Raw genomic sequence first — 19774 nt, 5'->3', positions numbered from 1 at the left:
TCTATCGTGCCCTCATGCCCAGTGATCTGATTCGCATCGTCTCCCGCGATTCGCCGATGGCACTCGCCCAGGTGGAGCGTGTCCGCGCCGAACTGGCCGCGCTCCACCCCAACGTCGAGACGACCGTGCTGCCGGTCAAGACGACCGGCGACAAATGGATGGGCGACCTGGCCCAGGTCGAGGGCAAGGGCGCGTTCACCAAGGAGGTCGACGCCGCCCTCATCTCCGGGGACGCGGACCTCGCGGTGCACTGCGTCAAAGACGTACCCGCCGACAGGCCCCTCCCGGCCGGAACGGTCTTCGCGGCCTTCCTCAAGCGCGACGACATCCGGGACGCCCTGATCCACCCCGGCGGCCTCACCCTGGACGAGCTGCCGCCCGGAACCCGGATCGGCACCTCCTCCGTACGCCGCATCGCCCAGCTCGCCGCCTCCCACCCGCACCTGGGCTGCGTCCCGATGCGCGGCAACGCCAACCGGCGCCTGGAGAAGCTGGAGGCCGGCGAAGCCGACGCGCTGCTCCTGGCCGTCGCCGGCCTGGAGCGGATCGGCCGTACGGACGTCATCACCGAGATCCTGTCGGCAGAGGCGATGATGCCGCCCATCGGCGCCGGGGTCCTGGCACTCCAGTGCCGCGAGGGCGACACAGAGCTGATCGACCTCATCAGCGGGCTCGGCGACCGCGACGCCTATCGGGAGACCCAGGCAGAGCGAATGCTCCTCCACGTCCTCCAAGGTCACTGCAACTCCCCGATCGCCGGGTACGCGCGCGTGGAGGGCAGCGGGGAACTGTCGCTGCGGGCCTGCGTGTTTTCCCCGGACGGCAAGACCGTACTGAACGCCCACGAGTGGGCCGGCCGCCTCGATCCGGCCACGTTGGGGACGTCCGTGGCGGTGGCCCTACTCCGACAGGGCGCGCGCGACGTGATCGACAGCATCGCGCACTGAGCGAGGGCCCGCCCCCCGGAGTCGTAGGGGGCGGGCCCTCGGTCACGGGCTGAGGGTCGGGCCCGGCGGTGGATCGCACTCTTGGTCCGACTGGTCCAGACAGAGGCGTGCGAGTCGTTCGTTCGCCTGGTCCACGGCATCCCGCAGCGACCCGCCCGAGTTCGGATACAGCTCGTGCTCGACGCGCCCGAGACGCTCCTCGATCCCACTCACGCGTTCAAGGACGCCGGGGCGGCCGGGCACCCCGGGACGCTGATCCTCGCCGTACCAGTCGTCCATGAACACGTCCATACGGCGGCCGAGTTTGAGCGCCCCAGACAGCAGCCGCCAGCCAACGGTGCCAAGGGCGGTGACGAGGGAGAGCGCACCGCCCCAGACCAGCGCCGTATCGAGCGCAGGGATGCCCGTCTCCATGCTCACCGGCCGGCATTCACCGCGTGGCGCGGCGTGTGCTTGGCCTTCCACCCGGCGACGAACGTGATCGCCGTGGGGATGAGCGCGAGGAGGAACGGGCTCAAGCCGTCGGGCACCCACTCGATCAGCCGGGCGTTGTCCTGGACGGCGGCGAGGCTGGCCAGGAGGCCAGTCGATCCGAGGTAGGCGGCAGCGGATGCCGCAGTGACCTTCTTCTCAACAGGTGCATTTGCCATGATCGTGTCCTTTGCAGGTCAGTTGATGACGTCGAAACCGTGCTTGTCGCCGAGCCGGGTGAGAGACGACCGGCCGGGTATGCCGTCTGCGGCCTGGCCGGGGAGTCGGCCGCGGTACCCGCATGCCTCCTGCCACCTGCTCATCGCCGTGACTGTGGTGGAGCCGTAGTGCCCGTCCTGGAGCCGCTTCGCCAGAAGCCCCTCGTCCACTAGGGCCGCCTCGACGGTGAGGACCCCGGCGTAGGTGACCGGGGTACCGGCCATCGCCGGGTTCGACTTCGCGGCAGCGATGAGGCGGGACAGGGAGACCTTCGGGCGGACCGGCGTGGGGGGCTGGCCGGGCGCGGCGTGCCCGAGTCGGGCGGCGATGCGCTGCCGCATCGACGCCATGGTGAAGCCCTTCGGGTCGACCTTCCCGGGCTGCCACTCCAGGTGCCCAAGGACGGAGGCGGCCGACCAGCCGTGCACGCGGCAGAGCGCGGCGGCCGTCCGCTCGATCGCATCGAGTTGCGCCACCGGCCACGGGTCGACGCCGTCGCCCTCGTTCTCGCACTCGAAGCCGTACAGATGCCGGTTCCCGTCGACCGTTGCCTCGTCGTCCGTAGGCAGGGGCCGTTCAGCGATGACGGCCGCCAGGACGTCGGGGTCCCCCAGGCCGGCGTGGTTCGTTCGGCCGTAGCCAACGAGGTGGACGCGACCGTCCTTCGCGATCATGCCGTGGCACAGTGGCCCCGGCAGCCCGGTGTACCCCCGCTGTACGAGGCCCACGGTGTGCGCCGTTCCCCGGGTGACGGTGTGGTGGATCATCACCCCGTGCACCGGCCCCCACGGGCCGCGCGAGTTCCTGTTGTGGTGCTCCCAGTCCCCGACCTCAACGACGATCACACCTTCATCGATGAGAGCCTGGACGAGACGGGCAGCGGTCATAGGAGGAGCCATCACACACGCTCCGGCCAGTGCCAGGACCCGGCGATCTGGCCGCCGGAATCGGCCAGCACGCACCCGCCGGCCGACAGCGGGTGAAAGAGCGTGCCGGTCGGGTTGAGCTCGGCGAGTCCGACGCGGCCCGGGTCGTCGGCGTCGACCTCGGTGATGATCGCGGCGCGGCACTGCGCCGGGAATGCCTGGGAGCCGTCGCTACGCACGGGAGTCCCGTGCGAGACGTAGTGGACTATGCGGCCGACGGCCGCATTGGGTTGAGACATGAGGACCTCCAGCGGAGCGGGATCAGCGCGTCCGGACACTGTCCGGACAGTGGTTGCGGGCGTGTCCGGACACGGGTCCGGGCTCCGAGCCCTAGGGCCCTGACCTGCGCGGACACTGTCCGGACACTGTCCGGACACGGGGTGTCCGGGGCTCGCGGTGACCCTCGCCGGAGGGACGGGTTTCTGGCTCATCCGTGCAACTCCACGATGACGATTCCGCTACCGCCCGCCCGGCCGGCCTGGCCCGCTCCGTTCGCGGAGGCGGAGCCTCCCGCGCCTCCGCCGTAGCCGCGCGGGACGATGCCCACGCCCGCTGTCGCACGCGAGGCGCCGCCATAGCCGAGGTGGGATGCGCCGCCCGCACCGCCGAGACCGGCGTTTCCGGTCAGCCGGATCGCGCCCTCTCCGGAACCGCCGCCGATGGCGAACTGTCCGGCGCCCGCAGCAGGACCGGCCGTGCCGCTCGTGGTGGTCACGGTGGCCCCCGTGGGCATCGACGCCGCCGCACCGCCACCGCCGAGCGCGGTCGCGTGAGTGCCGAAGCTGGAGTTGCCGCCCGCCCCGCCAGCACCGTTAGCGGCGGCCCCCGCGGCACCACCGGCCCCGACGACGATGTTCTCCACGGCCGCGAGCGCCGCGACGTCGACCAGACTCTCCGAGTAGCCGCCACCCGCACCGCCCGCACCCCAGATCGACTGACTGGCAGCGGCAGCAGCACCCGCCGACCCTCCGCCGCCCGCCTGGACCTTCACCCGGACCCGGGCCAGCCAGGGATACGTCGCCTTCGTGAACTGGAACGACCCCGCCGTGTCGAACGTGAGGATCTGCCGGAGCCCCATCGACCCGGGCTTGAGGCAGATGTCCCCGGCGACGTCCGTCGTGAAGTACTCATCGCACAAAGCGATCGGACCACCGGCGCCGCCGCTGAACGTGAAGAGGCCGTTATCTGCGCCGAACGTCGTCGCGTTGCCCGGGTCCGTGGACAGGGACACGCTGATCGTCCCGGTCGCCGGGTCGTACGTGATCCCGGGCCCCGCCTGGAGCAGTTCCTCCAGGTCCACGCTCACCACGAACGGGGTGGAGGCCGAGCCGTTGCCGGTGACGTTGACGGCGCCCGCACCTTGCAGGGCGCAGGAGCATCCCCCTTGGCATCCGCATCGGGCCATGTCTATCCCTGCCTTTCCTGGGTGTCGGTCTCGGGGTCCTGGTCCTCACCGGGCGGTGGGCATTGGCCGAGGCAGCGGCCGGCGCACCCGCACGCGAGGGTCCGGGGCTGCGCCTGGTGACCGGGCTCGGCGGTGAGGTCCACGTCGAAGTGGGCGCCGTCCACCCACCCGAACCCGGCCGTGGCCGCGAGGCCGCCGGTGCCGGCCTGGGCGGAGCGGCCCAGGGCCCGCTGGGTGGAGGTCATGGCGCGTACGGTGCGCTGGGCGGCTCGCTGGCCGGGGAGGGCGGTCACGGGGGGTCTCCTACGAAGGGGTCACCGAGCGGGATGAGGGAGACGCCGACGTTTTCGCCGTTGTCGCCCCAGTCCACGTCCACGTCCGAGAGGCGGTAGGGCTGGGACACGCCCATGCACATGCCGGTGGCGGCCACGTCGATCCGTACGCCGGGCACGAGTTGGCGCATGGTCACCGGCGCCGTCGTGGCGAGGCCGGCGCCGTCCGGGATGCGCAGGCTCGTGGGCACCGGGTTGCGGCCGGTGTAGGAGCCGCGGGCGATCTGCCACAGGTCGTAGGCGGTCAGGCCCTCGGCGTTCGTACGGATGAGGTGGTCCAGCCGGCCGTACACGCCGGAGACGACCCCGGACACGCCGAACTGCTTGCCAGTGATGTCCTGATCGTCTTGATTGGTGACCCAGACGAGGCTGGCGGCGTTCGTGCCGTCCCGGACGATCTCCACGTCACCGGCGAACGCGTCGAGGGTCAGGCGGGCCTGGGCCACGTCGGCGGTCGTCTGCGGCCGGCCGAGGACCAGGGCGCGCCCCACGGTGGTGTACTCCAGTCCGCGCGGGACCAGCTCCTCATCCAGGATTCGGAGGATGGGCACGATCCAGATTTCGGTATCGGCCGATCCGTCTTTCTCGAAACGGACGTTGACCGTGTCGTCCTGGCGGACGATGTAGGGCACCATCCGCGGCCAGTCCGGGCTGGAGGCGAACAGGCCGCCGAGCAGGTTCTCCCGGATGATGGACTCCGCGATCTGCTGGACCGGCGCCTGGCGCTTCGGGTCGGCCGCGTTGGTGCTGACGTAGCGGAGCAGGGTGGTGTTCACGGTGCGGGCCAGCCACTCCGTGACGTCCCGTGCCTCCACGACGAACCGGGTCCGGTTCTCCGTCACCCGGAGAACCGGCCCCTGCCACACCAGCTCCGAGTCCCGGTAGATCGAGAGGTCATGGGCGAAGGGCTCGATACGGCCGAGGTCCGCGCAGCACGCCGCGCCGGCCGCCCCCTTGGCGATCGTGATGGACGCCTCCGCCGTGTCGTTCAGCGTCCGGTTCCAGGAGACGGCGGTGAGCGAGGCGACGCCCGGCGACGTGAACGGCAACGAGCCGCCCCGCCAGTGGATGACGGCCCGGTACTCCTGTGCGCACCCGAGGACGGCCATGTCAGCCCACGTCCGATCGGGGGACGAGGAGCACTCGGGCCCGTGCGTCCGCGGCCGTGGTCGCCGCGGTGGACAGGATCTCGATGCACACGCCGGTGGGGCAGGAGAAGACGGGCCACTCAAACGACTGCCCCAGGGGCCCGTACAGCGTCGGGGCGCTCACGGAGGCATCCAGGGACCCCGCCCCGCACTCCACCTCCGCCGTCTGCGTACGGCCGTCCACGACCAACTTCGCCCCGGCTGGCAGGTAAGGAATCTGGATGTCGGTGCAGGCCGCGCAAGGGTCCGCGACCTCCGAGCAGTCCCCGCCGAGCGGGTTGGCCCAGAACCGGACCACCAGGCGGCGCAGCGCGCTCCCGCCGGTGTCCAGCTCCAGGACCGGCACGGCCTCCAGCCACTCCGGTTGATCCTGCGGGGAGAGCGCCAACACCGAGCGGCGGAACTCGGCGCTCCCGGTGGGGTAACACGGGTCCACCGGCACGGGCGCCCGGATCGGTAGCGGCGGCGGCGGACACAGCGGGTCCTGGAGGCACGGGTCCGCCTCCACGCAGTCCCCGTATATCTCGTCGGGGTCCACGGTCACCAGGGCGCCGGCGGCCAGGTCCACCCAGTCCGTGAGCGTCTGCAACGGCTCCCGGTAGATGTACGGCACGGAGGCCGCCAGGGTGAAAGTCGCCTCCGCGATGATCCCCTCCGGGTAGTGCCGCACGGAGGTGATGGAGGGGCCGTTCATGAGGCCGACGCCGAAGAGGTGCCGGAGCTCCGCCGTGCCGTCCCCGGTCGGGCAGCACGCGAACACGCCGAGCTCATCCCCGCCACAACTCCCCTCGCACGGCGCGCCGCGGAGCGCGGAGGCCAGCCACTCCAGGGCGTAGGCGAGGGCGGACTCATCCAGGGCCAGGAGGAGGACGGTGTACGTGATCTCCCGGTGGGAACGCCGGGCGACGCCGAGCGCGGCACCGTCGCCCACGAGCTGGACCGGGTCCCGGGACAGCGTGGACTGGGAGAACCCGGAGACCTCCATGCCCATGACGCCCAGGAAGTCAGCCGACTCCGGGACTGCGGAGTCGTACCAGGGCGCCGGGTCAGACACCGGGTCCACGTAGGGCGGATCGTTCAGGACGGTCGCCAGGTCCGGGCACGGGGCGCAGCTCGTCAGCAGGCACGACGGTTCCGCGTAGGCCGCGGCCCTGGCGGAGTTGATGATCTCCGTACATCCGAAGTCGGCGTAATCGCTGATCACGTCACACCCCTGCCGCTCGTGCCATCTGCCCGTACAGGTACTCGGCGAGGACCCGCGAGTCCTGCGCCGGCGTCGAGATGTTCCAGGTGTGCGTGACGTGCCGGTCTCCGGCGACGGTCGCGGAGCGGCCCCCGCTGTCGATCGCTCCACGCCTGGCGAGGAGGTCGAGCAGGCCGGACTTCTGGGCGAGTTCGACTGTCCGCGCCGGCCGCGTGAGAGGCAGGACGACTTCCTTGCCCGCCTCGCCGATCAGCGCGGCTGTCGGCTGCGTGACGATGCCGCCGTTGGCGAACGGGAGCAGGTTCCGCACCGCTGACGGCAGCCCACCCTTGATCTTCGAAACGATGCGGGCGCCGATGTTCCCCAGGCTGCTGACGATCCGGCCGGGCAGCGTCGAGAAGAGTTCGACCACGCTGGAGATCAGCGAACTCACGGCGGACCGGGCGGAGCCGACCGCGCTGCGGAACGCCCCAGCGATCCGCGAGCCGATCGAGCTGAGCGCGGAGGCGATCCGGCCGGGCAGGCCCGAGAAGAAGCTGACCACCGACGAGCCGAGCGACTGGGCCGACGACAGCGCGGAGGAGCCGGCCGAGGTGAACATCGCCCGCACCCGGCCCGGCAGCGCGGCCAAGGCGGACGCCACCCGGCCGGGGAGTTGGGAGAAGAACGAGGCCGCCTGCGACAGGAACGACGAGATCGCCGCGCGCGCCGAGTTGAAGGCGTTCCCGAAGGCCGTGAGGATCCGCGAGCCCAGCGACACGAGTGCGTTGTAGACCCGCCCCGGCAGCTCGGTGAAAATGAAGATCACGGCGGCCACGGCGGTGAGCAGCGCGATACCGACGGCCGCGACCGCGTTCACGAACAGATCGACCAGCAGGCCAGGCAGGGCCGCCAGCCCGGCGAGGATCCGGCCCGGCAACAGCACGAAGAAGTTGACCACCGCGTTGAAGCCGGTGGTCAGGGCGGCGCCGAGGGTCGTGAACAGCGACGAGAAGAAGCCGGTCACGGCCGACGCCATCGTGCTCAGGGCGGAGGAGATCCGGCCCGGCAGGTTGATCAGGAATGTGATCGTCGCCGACAGTCCGTTGACCAGCCCGGCGAGGACGGCGACGACGGCCTGGATGATCGGGACCGTGACGTTGATCGTGGTCCAGGACGCGAATGCCGCCGCGACCTGGATGACCGGGACGAGCATCCGCAGCAGCATCGCGCTCAGCGGAGCGATCGCCTCGACCAGGCCGGCGATCGGCGGGAGCAGCGGCAGGAGCGCGCTGACGACGGCGTTGAAGGCGTCGACCAGCGGCGGCAGGGCGGGCAGCAGCCCGGCAATGACAATGCTGATCAGCGGCACCCAGGCCGCCACCAGCCGAGTGACCACGCCGACCAGGCTCGTCAGCAGCGGGGCCAGCCCGCCGATCATCTCGGCGAGGGCCTGGCCGATGCCGACCGCCAAGGGGGAGATCGCTTTGACCAGCGCCGAGAAGGCAGCCGCCAGCGGCGGCAAGATCGGCATGAGCGCGCCGACCAAAGCGGTAATAATCGGGGCAAAAGCGGCGGCCAGGGTTGAGAGGACCGGAGCCAGCGCCTGCGCCAGGACCGCGACGAGCTGACCGGCCAGCGGCAGCAGCGGGGCCAGCGCGTTGATCACCGCAGCAATGGACGCACCGAGCGGGCCGAGGCTCGGGCCGATCGCGGCGAAGGCGCCGGCCAAGGCACTCGCGACGGACTGGAGGCTGGGCGCGATGGCCGCCAGCGCGGGGCCGAGCGCGTTGACCAGGCCGACGATCGCCGGGCCGAGGGTGGAGAAGACGGGGCCGAGGGCGGGCGCGATGGCACCGACCTGGGTGACCACCGCAGCGAGGATCGGGCCGAGCTGCGCCGCGATCGTGGCGACCGTCTGGAACAGGCCGGTGATCGCCGTCTGGCCCTGGGCCGAGTTGACGAACGCCGCGAACGACCGGGTGATCTCCTGGATGTTGCCGAGGAGCCCGCCGCCGGACACCTGCGCGGCGCCGAAGACGCCGGACAGGATCGAGCCGACGTTCCCGATGATGTCGCCGAGCTGGGCGAAGACGGTCAGCGCCTGGTCGACCCAGCGCACCGCGTCGCCGCCCGACGCGATCCGCTGGAGGAACAGGCCGAACCGCTCACCGACGCCCGAGATCCCCGACGCCAGCTCGGCGCCGAACCGGTCGCTGATGACGGCCGCGACCTGGAGGACGCCCGCGGTGAGCTTGTTCGTGGTCGTCGCGAGGCCGCCGACGGCCGCTTCCGCGCCGCCGAGGATGCTTTTGACGTTGGCGACGCCCTTCGCGCCCTGGAGGTAGCCGGTGACCCCCAGCGCCGCCCGCCCCCAGGCCGACGCGATGCCGGTCAGGCCCGACTGGAGCGGGCCACGCAGCGCCGACGCGACCTTGGTGATCTCCCCCTTCAGCTGCGAGAAGAACGCTTCCTGGACGCTCTTGCGCAGGGCCTCGAAGGCGGGCTTGAGGGCCCGGACCTCCCGCGCGGCCGACTGCGCCGCCGGAGACAAGCCCTCGAGGGACTTCTGAAACTGCTCGGCGGTGCCGGTCAGCGCCGCGCCGAACGCCTCCTGGACGCCGGACAGGGCCAGCTTCAGCGCGCCGAGCGCAGCCTGAACGCCGAGGGCGACCGCCGGGTATGCGGCGAGGATGCCGACCGCCGGGGCGAGAGCCGCCGCCAGGCCGATGAAACCCTGCGCGGCGCCCGCCGCGGCGATGCCGATCGCGCCGATCCGCAGCAGCCCGCCGAGCGCCCCCGCCGCCCGGCCAGCGATGCCGCCGAGGCCGGACAGGGCCCGGGAGAGCCGGTTGGTGTCGACGTCGACGCCGACCGTGACGTCCGGCGCGTTGTGCGCCCGGATCCGCTCGTTCAGGTCATCGAGATCCGGGACGACCCGGATCGAGACCTCTTCGCCGGCGAGGAGCGCGCGGATGCGCTCGAGGAACCCCGTCAGGTCGGGGGCGACCGGCAGGTTGATGGACTCCAGCGACCGCAGGCCGGTGAGGAGCGCCGAGTCGAAGCGGCGCAGGTCCGGCAGGACGGTGACGCTGACGGCCGCACGGTTCAGGCCGTTCTGGATGTTCCGTCGGATCGCGGTGCCGACGTTGCGGGTGCTGCGGTCGAGCGCCCGCTGAATGCGGATGCCGAGGTCGCGCGCGTCGGCGACCGCATCGGCGTCGTCAAGGACGATGCGGATGCGGCCGACGCCATAGTCCTCGTCCTCGGCCAAGGCAACCTCACGCGAAAGCGGTGGTTGCCCGGCCCAAAACCAGCGGCGATGACCAGACTAGCTGGTGGGAGTGGTGCCCCCTCGGGGCGAAGCTGCTATCCGGCCCCGAGGCGGGCGTCTTCCGCCGCGAGACGGGCCATCATCGCCTGCGCGTCGCTCCGGTCCATGGCCATGGCCGGAGGCCGCAGACGGCGGCCCTGCGGGCGGGAACCCTTCGGCGGCGCGTACAGCTTCGCCCGGTTCCTGGCCCGCTCGTTGTCGTCCTCCGCGCTCGCGTCGATGGACGCCTCGGCGGCACTGAGCATGACCCTCAGCGGCCACGCGTGGACATCGACCCCCTGGAGCGCGAGCCCGCCCTCCCACTCGGTCCAGGACTCGATGATGCTGGCGCAGAGCCGCTGGACGACGTAGGAGGGCGCTGGCCGCCTCCGTACAGCTCGACTACCCACTCCAGCAGCTCGACCAGGACCCGGTCGGGCAGCCGCATCCCCGCGTCCACGACCTTGGCGTTCTTCTTCGTCTCCGCCGCCTCGCGGGCCTCGTCCGGGTCGGAGTGGCTGCTGACGACCTTCGCCCCGACCTTGACCTCCCAGCGGGCGAACTTCTCGGCGGACTCCGGCAGCATCAGCTTCGCCAGGAAGACGCGGAGCGCCTGGGTCGTCTCGCGGACCTGCGCCAGGTCCACGTTCGCCATGTCCGACAGGTCGATGCTCAGGCGCTTCGTCGTGTCCTGGAGGCTGGCATAGGTGTCCAGGAACTCGTCGCCCATGACCTCGGGCAGGAACTGGAGCGTGACGTCGCCGATCTCGGCTTCGTGGGGAGACGTGTTGAGTGCGAACTGCTTCTTGGCCACGGGTAGCCCTTCTCTCACCGCGCGGACGCCCGGCCCAAAACCAGCGGCGTACGGCGAAGGGTAGAACACCCGACAAACCGCACTGGCGGGCCGAGCCGCCCTGCCATGAGGCAGGGGCCCCGGCCATTTCCCGGTCAGCGGCCCTGGCGCAGGGCGCGACCCATTCAGGTGCGGTGCTGTCCTCGCCTACGGCACGATCAGCCCATGGATCTTCAAGGAATCGGTGCTCTCGCAGCCGCCGGCGTCGCTCTGGCCAGTGTCCCAGTCGTTCTGATCTCCAGCCGCTGGCAGATGCAAGCCACGCTGAAAACTGCCGAGGCGGGCATCGAGCAAGCACAGGCCACGTACAGCGCGGCGCTGGACGCGGTGACAGCTCAAGCGGCGGCATCTCACAGCCAGTGGCGGCGCGGCACCCAGCGAGACGCCTACGCGGCCTTCCTCCTGGCGGATCATCAGGCCCGCGAGGCTGCCGCCCAGCTCATAACGGAGGTGAGTTCCGACCGCTCCACCCTGGCCACGCTCATGGCAGAGGTCGAGAGAACCAAGGCCGCGCTGCGCGCCGCCTACGTCGTCGTGGACCTCGAAGGCCCCAGCGACCTCGCGTTCACCGCAGACAGCATCCTCACCCACGCCTTTCTTGTGGCTGAGGCCCATCAGAGCGAAGCGGTGATGGAGCGGGCCTGGCAGCAGCTGGTCGAGATGAGTGAGGGGAACTGGGCGGGTGACGCCTCCGCCCAGCCGATCGAGCCGCGGCGCCCCGGGGACCTGAGCGAATCCGCCCAGCGAGCCCGCGCATTCCTTGAGAGTCTCGTGCGCGTACAAGTGGCCATCATGAACGGCTCCTATGACGGCGATCCCAGATACGCGCCCGGCGAGTTGGACGACGGGTTGGCTGAGCTCACGGCCGAAGCCTACGGTGCGATGAACGGGCTGAGTCCTGAGCTCAACCACAGAGACCGGCAGGTTCTGCTCACCATGCACTTTCGCGGGCGCCCTCGCCTCCGGAGCGACTACGAGGTGTGGACCGCCGAGTTGGAGCGGGCGCGAAGCGAATTCGTGCGCGCAGCCCGCGAAGAACTCGGCGGCTCAATCTGATCTCAGCGCCCCATTCGCAGTGCTCTGGCCAGGAAGTTGTTAGCCCGGGTGCCGGGGTGGCGGACATAGGCGGCGAACACCTCGCGGCCACGGATCTCGAACCGCAGGACCTTCTTGCGGCGCGGCCGGATGATGTGCGGCCGGGTCCCGTCGAGGACGAAGCGAGTCGCCGGGTGGTCGCAGACGATGACGCCCTGCAGGCCCGTCGGCCCGCTCTCCACCTTCCACGTGATGTACCGGCCCATCGTGCCGGGGGCCTCGCGCTCCGCGATCCGCGCCGTCCGCTGCGTGCGCTCCGCGAGCCGGCGGGCCACGACGCCGTTGCGCAGCCGCAGCGTCCGCGCGATGCGGCCCGGGTCGATCCTCACCTCAACAGGCACAGCAGCCTCCTACGGGCGGAGCAGGGCGTACGTCTCGCCCGCGCCGTTCGTCTCGACCTCGGGCGTCTCGACCGGCGACGGGCTGATGTCGGAGTAGTCGTACGCCCGGACCTCCAGGTCGCCGTGCTCCTCCCACATTCGGTGAAGGCGGGCGATCACTTCGCTGATCTTCACGGCGACTCCTCGGCCGGGCACGGGGCGCAGCCTGGCAGGGCCACGGTCGCGCGCTGCTCCAGGCCGACGCAACCGCCTTCCGGCCCGACCGTCCGCTGAACGCCCATCACGAAGCGGCGACCGCGCCGCCGCTGCTCCGTCCCGGGCAGGCAGCACAGCAGCGCGTTGTAGACCGTGACCATGTCGACGTGCAGGGCCTGGGCCGCCGCCGACAGTTCGGTGCACGAGGGCGGACAGCCCTGCTCGCTGAAGGTGGGCGCGCACCGGAGCAGGGTGACCACGACCTCCAGCGCGGTGATTGGAGGCGGGACACAGCCGCGCACGCCCTGCACGATCCGCGACTCGCCGGGGAAGTCCAGGTCGCTCGACGGGTAGATGCGGGCCACCGACACGGTGAGCTGCCCGCCGGCCGCCTCGTCGCTGCACGGGTCGTCGCACGTGTCCCACGCCGGCTGCCCCGGCACGACGCAGGCCCGGCACGAGGGGCAGCCGGGTTGCCCGTCGACCAGGGCCGCGGTCTGGTCGAGCGCGACGCAGACGCAGCCGAGGACCGCTTCCGTCAGCTCGTGGATCGCCAGCGGGGTCAGGGCCACGTCGTCACCCTCGGCCTCTTGTAGTCGGGGCTGTAGACGCGGCTTGGGCTCGTCAGCCGGTACGGGTTGACCATCGCGAGCCACATGTCCGTCAGCGGGAGACCCGTCCGGCCCTCGCTGTAGATCAACGTCGGATCGGGCATCTCCATCTCCATGCCCTGCCGCACGATCCGGGTCAGGTTCCTGTTCGTCTTGCACCCGCAGGACCCGCCCGGCGCGCACCCCTTGAGGAGGTGGCACGTCAGCTCGCTCACGGCCGCGATGGCCGCCTCATCGAGCGGCAGACCCCACCGGTACGTCACCGCGAACGTGCCGGGCTCGGTGACCGGCGCGGCCATGTCCTGGCAGTCCGGCCAGCACTCGCCATCGGTGCGCACCAGCTTGCCGGGGGCGTCGACCCGGTACTGCTCGGGGACCAGGACCTCGCCGTCGACCCGGACCTCCACGACGTCGTACACCGGGCCCGGCAGGTAGACCTCGCACAGCTCGCCGCAGGAGCAGTCCGACTTGCAGCCGCAGCCGGAGGCGTTGCGCCACATGCCGTCGACGCCGATGTACGGCACCCACGGGCCGGTGCCGACGCCGGCCTGGAAGCTCGTCACGGTCGATTCCACGCACGAGCGGCGGCACGGGCGCACCGTGACCGGGCACGGCCCCCAGCGGCGCCCGGACAGGCCCCACAGGATGATCGAGGCTACGAGCGTCCACCGCTCGACGTCCGCCTCCTCCACCCCCTCAGGGATGTCGCAGCACAGCTCGGTGGGCCACGCCTCGCACGGGCCGACTTGGAGCGGCATCAGCGCCTCCCTGGAGCTTCGTACCGGGACGGCTCGGGGAACGTCCGGCGGATGTACTGCCCGACATGCCCGTGGCTGAACGAGTCGGGCATGGTCGACAGCCACGGCGAGTCGGCCGGGAATCTCGGCGCGCGGTGCAGGATCTTTACGTCCTCGATCTGCTCTCCGCCCAGGCTGGCGAGGACGCCGTACATCGTCCGCTTGTGCAGCACGTCCAGGTGCCGGCCGATGTCGAGGGCCTTCAACATGCCGGTCTTGTCGACGGGCAGCGGGACGTGCAGCTCGTACGACATCGGCTCCCGGTGGCCCAGCTCGGCCAGGAGCGCGGCCGTCTCCCGCATCCCCCGCAGATACAGGCCGTTGGCGCGGGCCGCGTAGTACCGCTCGACGTCGCGGACGGGGCCGCGGTGCAGCACCGGCATCCCGTCCGGGTGTGGGCGCATGGCGAACATGTCGTCGTTGCAGAGCAGGAACGTCTCGCTGACCTCGGGGTGCTCGCACGCGGCCCGCACCGCCGCGGTGGTGTTCTGGTACTTCGTGCCCGTCTGCCGGGTGGGCAGGTGCCGGACATCGTGGAGCCACGGCGGCTTGTGGCCCACCACCCACACGCGACCGTGCGGGAGGTTCGCCGCCCACGACCGCAGCGCGAACCGCAGTTGCGGGTTGACGGGCCCCTCCCGCACGGGGACCACGATGTCCGGCGCGCCCACGGTCAGGACGCCAGGCAGAGGCCGCCGGTGACCGGCGTGTAGTCGCAGACCGGCTCGGGCGGCGGGGTCGTGGTGACGAACGTCCGCCGGTGGCAGGTCGGGCCGAGCGGGGTGAGGAGCGGCCCGGCGGTGCCGGCCGCGTTGATCGGCATGACGTCGTACGGCCCCGTACCCCAGCCGCCGCCTGCCCGGGTGTTGCCAGTCAGCGTCAGCGCCGCAGCCTCGGACCCGATCTCCAAGTCGCCGAGCTGGCCGTTGCTGACCCACGGCATCAGGAAGTAGATCCACGCGCCCTCGCCGGCGCCCTCGGCGGCACAGGCGTCAGCACCCAGCACCTCGGCCCACAGCTCGATGGCGAAGCCGGAGTTGCACTGGACCGAGCAGTCGTCGTAACCGATCGGCTGCCCGTCGAAGCCGTAGACGACCGGGTTGCCGGTGGTGATCTCGATGAACTCCGGGCTCACGGAGAAGAACGACAGCTCCAGGTCGAAGCCCCGGAACGAGGGGCAGCCACGCTTGAAGCCGCAGATCCGGCCGTTCGCGGCCTTGTACTCGACGTCCTCGCCTTCCTCGACGTTCGGGTTCATCGCGAGGGTGGCGAAGCAGTCGAAGACGAATCCGTTGTCCACACCGCAGATTGGGCGACCACAGCCGTCAACCCGGGTGACGCGGATCGTGTCCGCGTTGGCGATCAAGGGACAGGGCACTGGGGGCCTCCAACAGTCTTGCGTTGGTGGCCCGGCCCAAAACCAGCGGCGACGCGTCCAGCATAGCCGCGCACCGCCCGCCACCACCGGGCCGAGCACACAAGCGGCGCCGCCCCCTTGGAGGGAGACGGCGCCGCAGAGCGCTGGCCGGCTCAGCCCGTCGGCGCGGGCAGGAAGATGGTTCCGGCCGCCTCGTGGAACTCGGCCTCGTCCACCTCCCGGTAACCGTCGGGGACGATCGGAAACGCGTCGGCATCCCCGCCGACGGACATCCACCCGCCGCTGTCGTTGATGAAATAGCGCACGTCAGTCTCCTTACCGGGTCATGGCGATCAGGTCGGTGTCGGTGATCCACTGGTTGAACGTGACGGTCCCGGCCATCACGCGGACCGCCGGGTAGACCCGCGCCGCGTAGCTCGTGTGCGGGGGCAGCACGGCCGCCTGGGAAACGCCGAAGCTGTACCGCTCCCGCCGGGCCGGACCAGCGACGTAGACGCCGTGGGTAACCCGCACGGCCAGGCCGCCGCCGTTGATCTGTACCGCGTAGCCCAGCTCGAACTGGGCGTTCGCCGGCCAGGTCAGTTCGACGTGCCCCATGAACCGCGTCGAGAACGTGATCCCACGGCAGGCGCTCAGGCTGTCGGCGGTGTAGGCGCCCTCCGCCCAAGCCGACGGGTCCACGATGACGAAGCCGGTCGTGACGCCGACCGTGGGCGTGCCCAGCGGGTGGTTCTGCTGGATCGTGACAGCCGCGCTGGTGTGCTCGGGCGGCGTCCACAGGGCGCCCGTGGACGGGTCACAGTGCAGCGTGGAGTTCGCCGCAGCGTCACAGGTCCAGTCGGTAACCCACGCGCGGTCACCCGCGATCGGGAACGCCTCGATCGGGGCCCCGGCCGAGCCGTCGCCCTGGAGGCCACAGCCCACCTCCGGGGCGGCCGGAGCGGGAACGAACAGCCCTCCGTCGCCACCGAAGACGACGGTGTTCCCGGCGTCGGCGGACAGACGAGCGTCGATTTCACCCGTGGTGTCGTCGTACGCCGCGCCGTCCCCGGCGGTGAAGCAGCCCCGCACCTGCTCGCACTCCAGGAACAGGCCCTCGGGCCCCTCCTGAATAAGGTTCGCGCCGCCCCCCGGAGGCGTGGGGTCGAGGATCACCGCCCCGGTGACGTTGTACGGGTCGCCGGGGGCGCCGGTGCCGGTGAGCGTCAGGTCCAGGGTCGTCGAGTCGGTGACGGTGAGCGGGGTCGCCGCCGGGGCAGGGGTGAGCAGTCCTCCGTCGGTGCCGAAGGTCGTGCTGTTCCCCGGGTCGTTGGAGAGGCGGGCGGAGACGACACCGGTCGCCGGGTCGTACGCGGCGCCGTCCCCGGCGGAGATGCAGCCGCGAACCTGCTCGCACTCCAGGAACAGGCCCTCGGGCCCCTCCTGGATGAGGTTCGTTCCCCCGCCGGGCGGAGTCGGGTCGAGGATGACGTCGGCCGTCACCGTGTACGGGTCGCCGGCCGCGCCGGTGCCGGTCAGCCCAAGGTCCACCGTCGCGGAGTCGGTGACGGCGAGCGCGGTCGTACCGCCGCCGGTAGAGCTGATGACGTAGGGGGCACCGGGCGAGCCGTTGCCGTCGACCGTGACGCCCGGTCCGGCCGTGACCCGGCAGGTGCACCGCTCAGCGCCGCAGCACTTGCTCATGGGGGTTCCTTCTCCGTCGACAGGAGCGGCCCGGCCCAGAACCAGCGGCTACACCAGCGAGTCTAGCGGCGCGACCCCGGCGCACCCCCGGGGTGGGCCGCGGTGCTCACCATCGCTTCGACCCACAACTCCAGCTCACGGCGGGACTGCTCGGCGAGGAACGCGCTGCGTTCGCCCGCCGCCGCCACCATCCGCGCCCGCTCGGGCCCGTCGCGGTACAGCGTCCGGATCGCCGCCGTCCACGCGGGGACGTCGGCCCGGTCCACGAACGTCCCGGCCTCTCCAAGGGCTTCACGCAGACCGGGGGTCGGGTGGGCGATGACCGGGATACCCGAGGCCAACGCCTCCACCGCCGCCATGCCGAACGACTCGTAGATGCTCGGCGCGGTCAGGACCCGCGTCCGCTCCCACACGTCGCGCCGCATGTTCGACGTCTGCGCGATGATCCGCACGTTCCGGCTGGCCGGGCGGGTCACCTGCACACCGTGCGCGCCCGTCACCCCGAGGAACGGCAGCGTTCCCAGCATCGCCGCAGCCCGCCGCCAGGTGCCGACGCCCTTGTGCCGGTTCAGGTTCACCAGCGTGACGTGCTTGCCCGTCCTCGGCGCACGGTGCTCCTCCGGGATCACCGGGGGATGGACCACGAGCGCGGGGACCTGGTCGAGCCGCGGGTGCTGCTCCGCGAGCGACTGCCGCACCCACTCGGTGTTGTAGACGCACAGGTCGGGGGCGAGCCGCAAGGCCGGCTGCTCGTGGTCGTTGTGCACCAGCAGCACCGACCGGGCGCCCACGCTCCGGGACAAGATGATGGCCGTCGAGGCGTAGTGATGGTGCGTCACGAGGGACTTCGGCCGCATCTGGCGGATCAGGGGCTCCGCAGCGTCCGCGCTGAGCTGGACGTACGGGACGCCGTCAACGTCCCACGTGGCGGGTGCCTCGGGCATCTCGGAGCAGATCACCAGGACGCTGGTGCCCGCCTCCGCGAGGGCCCGCATCATCGTGTGCAGCATCGTTTCCGACCCTGCCCGCCGGTACGGGACGCCGTAGTGCACCCACGCCACCACGTCCGCCGCATCCGGGGGCCCGGCGGGGCGGACGCGCGCCACAGGCCGCGGGGCGCGGTCTCGGCGCAGCTTGGCGGGCAGCAGGCCGAAACACGCTTCCTCGAGGCCGCGCAAGCTCCCCGCATGGTCGACGGTCGCTGCGTGGGCGAGGGCGGTGGCGGACGCCGCCGCGTACGCGTCCGGGGCGGACAGACGGCGGATCTCCTTCACCCACCGGGCGACGTCGCCCCTGCCGATGTACGTCGCGGCCCTGCCGAGCGCTTCCTTCATCCCCGGCAGCGGCGCGGCGAGGACCGGAATACCCGACAGCATCGCTTCCACGCCGACCCGCCCGTACGACTCCGACATGGACGGGGCGAGCAGGATGCGGGTCCGGGCGTACACCTCCCGGGGGTCGGTCCGGTCGATCAGCTCGACGTTGCCGGGCACCAGCGGGTCCTCGCGGCGCGGGGTGCGCACCATCAGGAACCGGGTGTCGGGCATCCGGGCGGCGATCCCGGCGACGACGTCGGCACCCTTCGCCGGCGTCGACCCGTTCACGGTCACCAGGTCGCCGGGCGTCGTCCGATACAGGCGGGGGGCGACCGGCGGGGGCAGCACCACGACGGGGCCGCGGTAGTCCGCGTAGTGGGCGCGGCAGGCCCGCGAGGGGAACCAAGCCAGGTCCGGGCGGCCGAGGTCCTGGTCCTCGGACATGCCGTGCACCATCAGCAGGTGCGGTACACCCGGCGTCTGGGCGACGATCCGCGCGCCCTTCGGGTCCCGGTGGTGCGAGACGATCACCTGCGGCCGTGCGGCGCGTACGGCACGCCGCCAGTACCCCAGCGGCCACACTCTCACCCCGTCCTCCGCGCGCGGCTCGGCGTCCGGCTCCTTCACCGTGGTCACCACATCGACCGCATGGCCGGCCGCGACCAGGTGCCGGACGTACTCGCGGGTCGTGACGAACGCGCCCGCCGGTGGCACCTGGTCGTAGACCGAGGTGACCACCAGGAGGCGCATGGCGATCTTCCCCCTCATGGCGCCACCGCGTGGGCGTGGACGGTGACCCCGGGAGCGTTCGCGCCAGCCGCCAGGACGCCGATGCCGAGGAGCGTGACGCCGGAGGCGGCCAGGACGTGGACGGTGGTCTGGGTGGCCGTGTTGGAGGCGATCCGGGCCGAGCGGAACCCGTCGCCGGCCTCCACGGCGATCGTGACGACCGGGGGCGCGCTGAACGCCCCGGCCGACCAGTTGAAGGTGGCCACGCCGTTGGCGGCGGTGACGGCGGTCGCCCGCTCCACCCGCCGCTGGGGTGCCTCGTAGTCTCCGGCCGTGCTCATGCCGGGGTGTCCCCAGGTGGGGCGATCCAGTGGGCGGAGATGTAGCTACGGCCGTCCCCGTTGCTCACCACGGAGGCCGTGCCGGTCTGGCCGACGCGGTACGCGGCGAGTTGGATCGTCTGCCCTGCGGTGAAGCTGTGGACGAACCGCCTGGTGCCGGTGGCCTGGACCTGTGAGATCGGCTCGTTGGCACCGGTGGCGTGGAAGGCGGTCATCACCTCCGAACCGCCGATCAGCGTGCCGTCCTTGTAGAGGCCAGCGACCACGCCGAGGCCCTGGGCGAGCGCCATGTTGGCCGGGAGCTGGACGACTCCGCGTACCTGGAAGTCCACCACCCACACCCCGGCGCGCGGGATCGTGATGGCGGGCAGCTCGGTGACGGCCTCCCACACGCGGTCCGCGCCGGTGAGGGGGCGCGTCATGGCCACCACGGGGGTCTGCGCCCACGAGCCGTCCACCGGCCTGGTGACGCTCCCGTCCGTCCCCGTCAC

Annotated in this window: 24 protein-coding genes; 2 read left to right on the top strand and 22 right to left on the bottom strand. The window is 71.5% G+C overall.

Annotated features, from left to right (window positions below; genetic code table 11):
• The first annotated feature begins 14 nt into the window (after positions 1-14).
• Entirely contained in the window at positions 15-947 is a 933-nt protein-coding gene (gene hemC, locus AC07FY_RS01390) for a hydroxymethylbilane synthase (RefSeq protein ID WP_478998970.1), read from the top strand.
• 42 nt (positions 948-989) lie between these two features.
• On the opposite strand, the gene AC07FY_RS01385 is transcribed toward hemC, so the two are convergent.
• The 11 genes from AC07FY_RS01385 to AC07FY_RS01335 form a co-directional block, all read right to left on the bottom strand.
• A complete protein-coding gene (locus tag AC07FY_RS01385) occupies positions 990-1367 on the bottom strand; it encodes a hypothetical protein (RefSeq protein ID WP_478998968.1) in 378 nt (125 codons plus the stop codon).
• On the bottom strand, positions 1364-1597 hold the full coding sequence (locus AC07FY_RS01380) for a holin (RefSeq protein ID WP_478998966.1): 234 nt from the start codon (positions 1595-1597) through the stop codon (positions 1364-1366). Before AC07FY_RS01380 ends, AC07FY_RS01385 begins: the two co-directional genes overlap by 4 nt.
• 18 nt (positions 1598-1615) lie before the next feature.
• Positions 1616-2536: an N-acetylmuramoyl-L-alanine amidase gene (locus AC07FY_RS01375; RefSeq protein ID WP_478998964.1), complete on the bottom strand. Its 921-nt coding sequence runs from the start codon at positions 2534-2536 to the stop codon at positions 1616-1618.
• Entirely contained in the window at positions 2536-2802 is a 267-nt protein-coding gene (locus AC07FY_RS01370; protein WP_478998962.1) for a hypothetical protein, read from the bottom strand. The genes AC07FY_RS01375 and AC07FY_RS01370 overlap by 1 nt, the downstream gene beginning before the upstream one ends.
• 188 nt (positions 2803-2990) lie before the next feature.
• Positions 2991-3968: a glycine-rich domain-containing protein gene (locus tag AC07FY_RS01365; RefSeq protein WP_478998960.1), complete on the bottom strand. Its 978-nt coding sequence runs from the start codon at positions 3966-3968 to the stop codon at positions 2991-2993.
• 2 nt (positions 3969-3970) lie between these two features.
• Positions 3971-4261 (bottom strand): hypothetical protein, encoded by a 291-nt coding sequence (locus AC07FY_RS01360; RefSeq protein ID WP_478998958.1) that lies wholly within the window; start codon positions 4259-4261, stop codon positions 3971-3973.
• Positions 4258-5409 carry a hypothetical protein gene (locus tag AC07FY_RS01355; protein ID WP_478998956.1) on the bottom strand — a complete coding sequence of 384 codons (1152 nt, stop codon included), beginning with the start codon at positions 5407-5409 and terminating at the stop codon, positions 4258-4260. Before AC07FY_RS01355 ends, AC07FY_RS01360 begins: the two co-directional genes overlap by 4 nt.
• Before the next feature lies 1 nt (position 5410).
• Complete coding sequence (locus AC07FY_RS01350; RefSeq protein WP_478998954.1) at positions 5411-6652, bottom strand: hypothetical protein; 1242 nt, start codon at positions 6650-6652, stop codon at positions 5411-5413.
• Position 6653: 1 nt separating this feature from the next.
• Positions 6654-9905 (bottom strand): phage tail protein, encoded by a 3252-nt coding sequence (locus tag AC07FY_RS01345; protein WP_478998953.1) that lies wholly within the window; start codon positions 9903-9905, stop codon positions 6654-6656.
• A gap of 95 nt (positions 9906-10000) precedes the next feature.
• Positions 10001-10210 carry a hypothetical protein gene (locus tag AC07FY_RS01340; RefSeq protein WP_478998951.1) on the bottom strand — a complete coding sequence of 70 codons (210 nt, stop codon included), beginning with the start codon at positions 10208-10210 and terminating at the stop codon, positions 10001-10003.
• A gap of 5 nt (positions 10211-10215) precedes the next feature.
• Positions 10216-10758: a hypothetical protein gene (locus tag AC07FY_RS01335; protein ID WP_478998950.1), complete on the bottom strand. Its 543-nt coding sequence runs from the start codon at positions 10756-10758 to the stop codon at positions 10216-10218.
• Between the two features lie 204 nt (positions 10759-10962).
• Between AC07FY_RS01335 and AC07FY_RS01330 the strand changes: the two genes are divergently transcribed.
• Complete coding sequence (locus tag AC07FY_RS01330) at positions 10963-11853, top strand: hypothetical protein (protein ID WP_478998948.1); 891 nt, start codon at positions 10963-10965, stop codon at positions 11851-11853.
• Between the two features lie 2 nt (positions 11854-11855).
• Here the strand turns inward: AC07FY_RS01330 and AC07FY_RS01325 are convergent, their stop codons facing one another.
• From AC07FY_RS01325 to AC07FY_RS01275, 11 genes are all read right to left on the bottom strand, one after another.
• Positions 11856-12233 carry a hypothetical protein gene (locus AC07FY_RS01325; RefSeq protein WP_478998946.1) on the bottom strand — a complete coding sequence of 126 codons (378 nt, stop codon included), beginning with the start codon at positions 12231-12233 and terminating at the stop codon, positions 11856-11858.
• A 9-nt stretch (positions 12234-12242) separates the two neighbouring features.
• Entirely contained in the window at positions 12243-12407 is a 165-nt protein-coding gene (locus tag AC07FY_RS01320) for a hypothetical protein (RefSeq protein WP_478998944.1), read from the bottom strand.
• Entirely contained in the window at positions 12404-13000 is a 597-nt protein-coding gene (locus AC07FY_RS01315; RefSeq protein WP_478998942.1) for a hypothetical protein, read from the bottom strand. Before AC07FY_RS01315 ends, AC07FY_RS01320 begins: the two co-directional genes overlap by 4 nt.
• Positions 12991-13797, bottom strand: coding sequence for a hypothetical protein (locus tag AC07FY_RS01310; protein ID WP_478998940.1), 807 nt, complete (start codon positions 13795-13797; stop codon positions 12991-12993). The genes AC07FY_RS01315 and AC07FY_RS01310 overlap by 10 nt, the downstream gene beginning before the upstream one ends.
• A complete protein-coding gene (locus AC07FY_RS01305; RefSeq protein ID WP_478998938.1) occupies positions 13797-14507 on the bottom strand; it encodes a hypothetical protein in 711 nt (236 codons plus the stop codon). Before AC07FY_RS01305 ends, AC07FY_RS01310 begins: the two co-directional genes overlap by 1 nt.
• 2 nt (positions 14508-14509) lie before the next feature.
• Entirely contained in the window at positions 14510-15136 is a 627-nt protein-coding gene (locus tag AC07FY_RS01300) for a hypothetical protein (RefSeq protein WP_478998937.1), read from the bottom strand.
• Between the two features lie 230 nt (positions 15137-15366).
• Positions 15367-15519 carry a hypothetical protein gene (locus tag AC07FY_RS01295; protein ID WP_478998935.1) on the bottom strand — a complete coding sequence of 51 codons (153 nt, stop codon included), beginning with the start codon at positions 15517-15519 and terminating at the stop codon, positions 15367-15369.
• Positions 15520-15529: 10 nt separating this feature from the next.
• Positions 15530-16897: a hypothetical protein gene (locus tag AC07FY_RS01290; RefSeq protein ID WP_478998933.1), complete on the bottom strand. Its 1368-nt coding sequence runs from the start codon at positions 16895-16897 to the stop codon at positions 15530-15532.
• 62 nt (positions 16898-16959) lie between these two features.
• Positions 16960-18981, bottom strand: a complete 2022-nt coding sequence (locus tag AC07FY_RS01285) for a glycosyltransferase (protein WP_478998931.1) — start codon at positions 18979-18981, stop codon at positions 16960-16962.
• Entirely contained in the window at positions 18978-19283 is a 306-nt protein-coding gene (locus tag AC07FY_RS01280; protein WP_478998929.1) for a hypothetical protein, read from the bottom strand. The genes AC07FY_RS01285 and AC07FY_RS01280 overlap by 4 nt, the downstream gene beginning before the upstream one ends.
• Positions 19280-19774, bottom strand: coding sequence for a hypothetical protein (locus AC07FY_RS01275; protein WP_478998927.1), 495 nt, complete (start codon positions 19772-19774; stop codon positions 19280-19282). Before AC07FY_RS01275 ends, AC07FY_RS01280 begins: the two co-directional genes overlap by 4 nt.

It is taken from the genome of Streptomyces sp. NPDC045967 (assembly GCF_056430495.1).
This window is presented reverse-complemented; position numbering and strand designations above follow the sequence as displayed.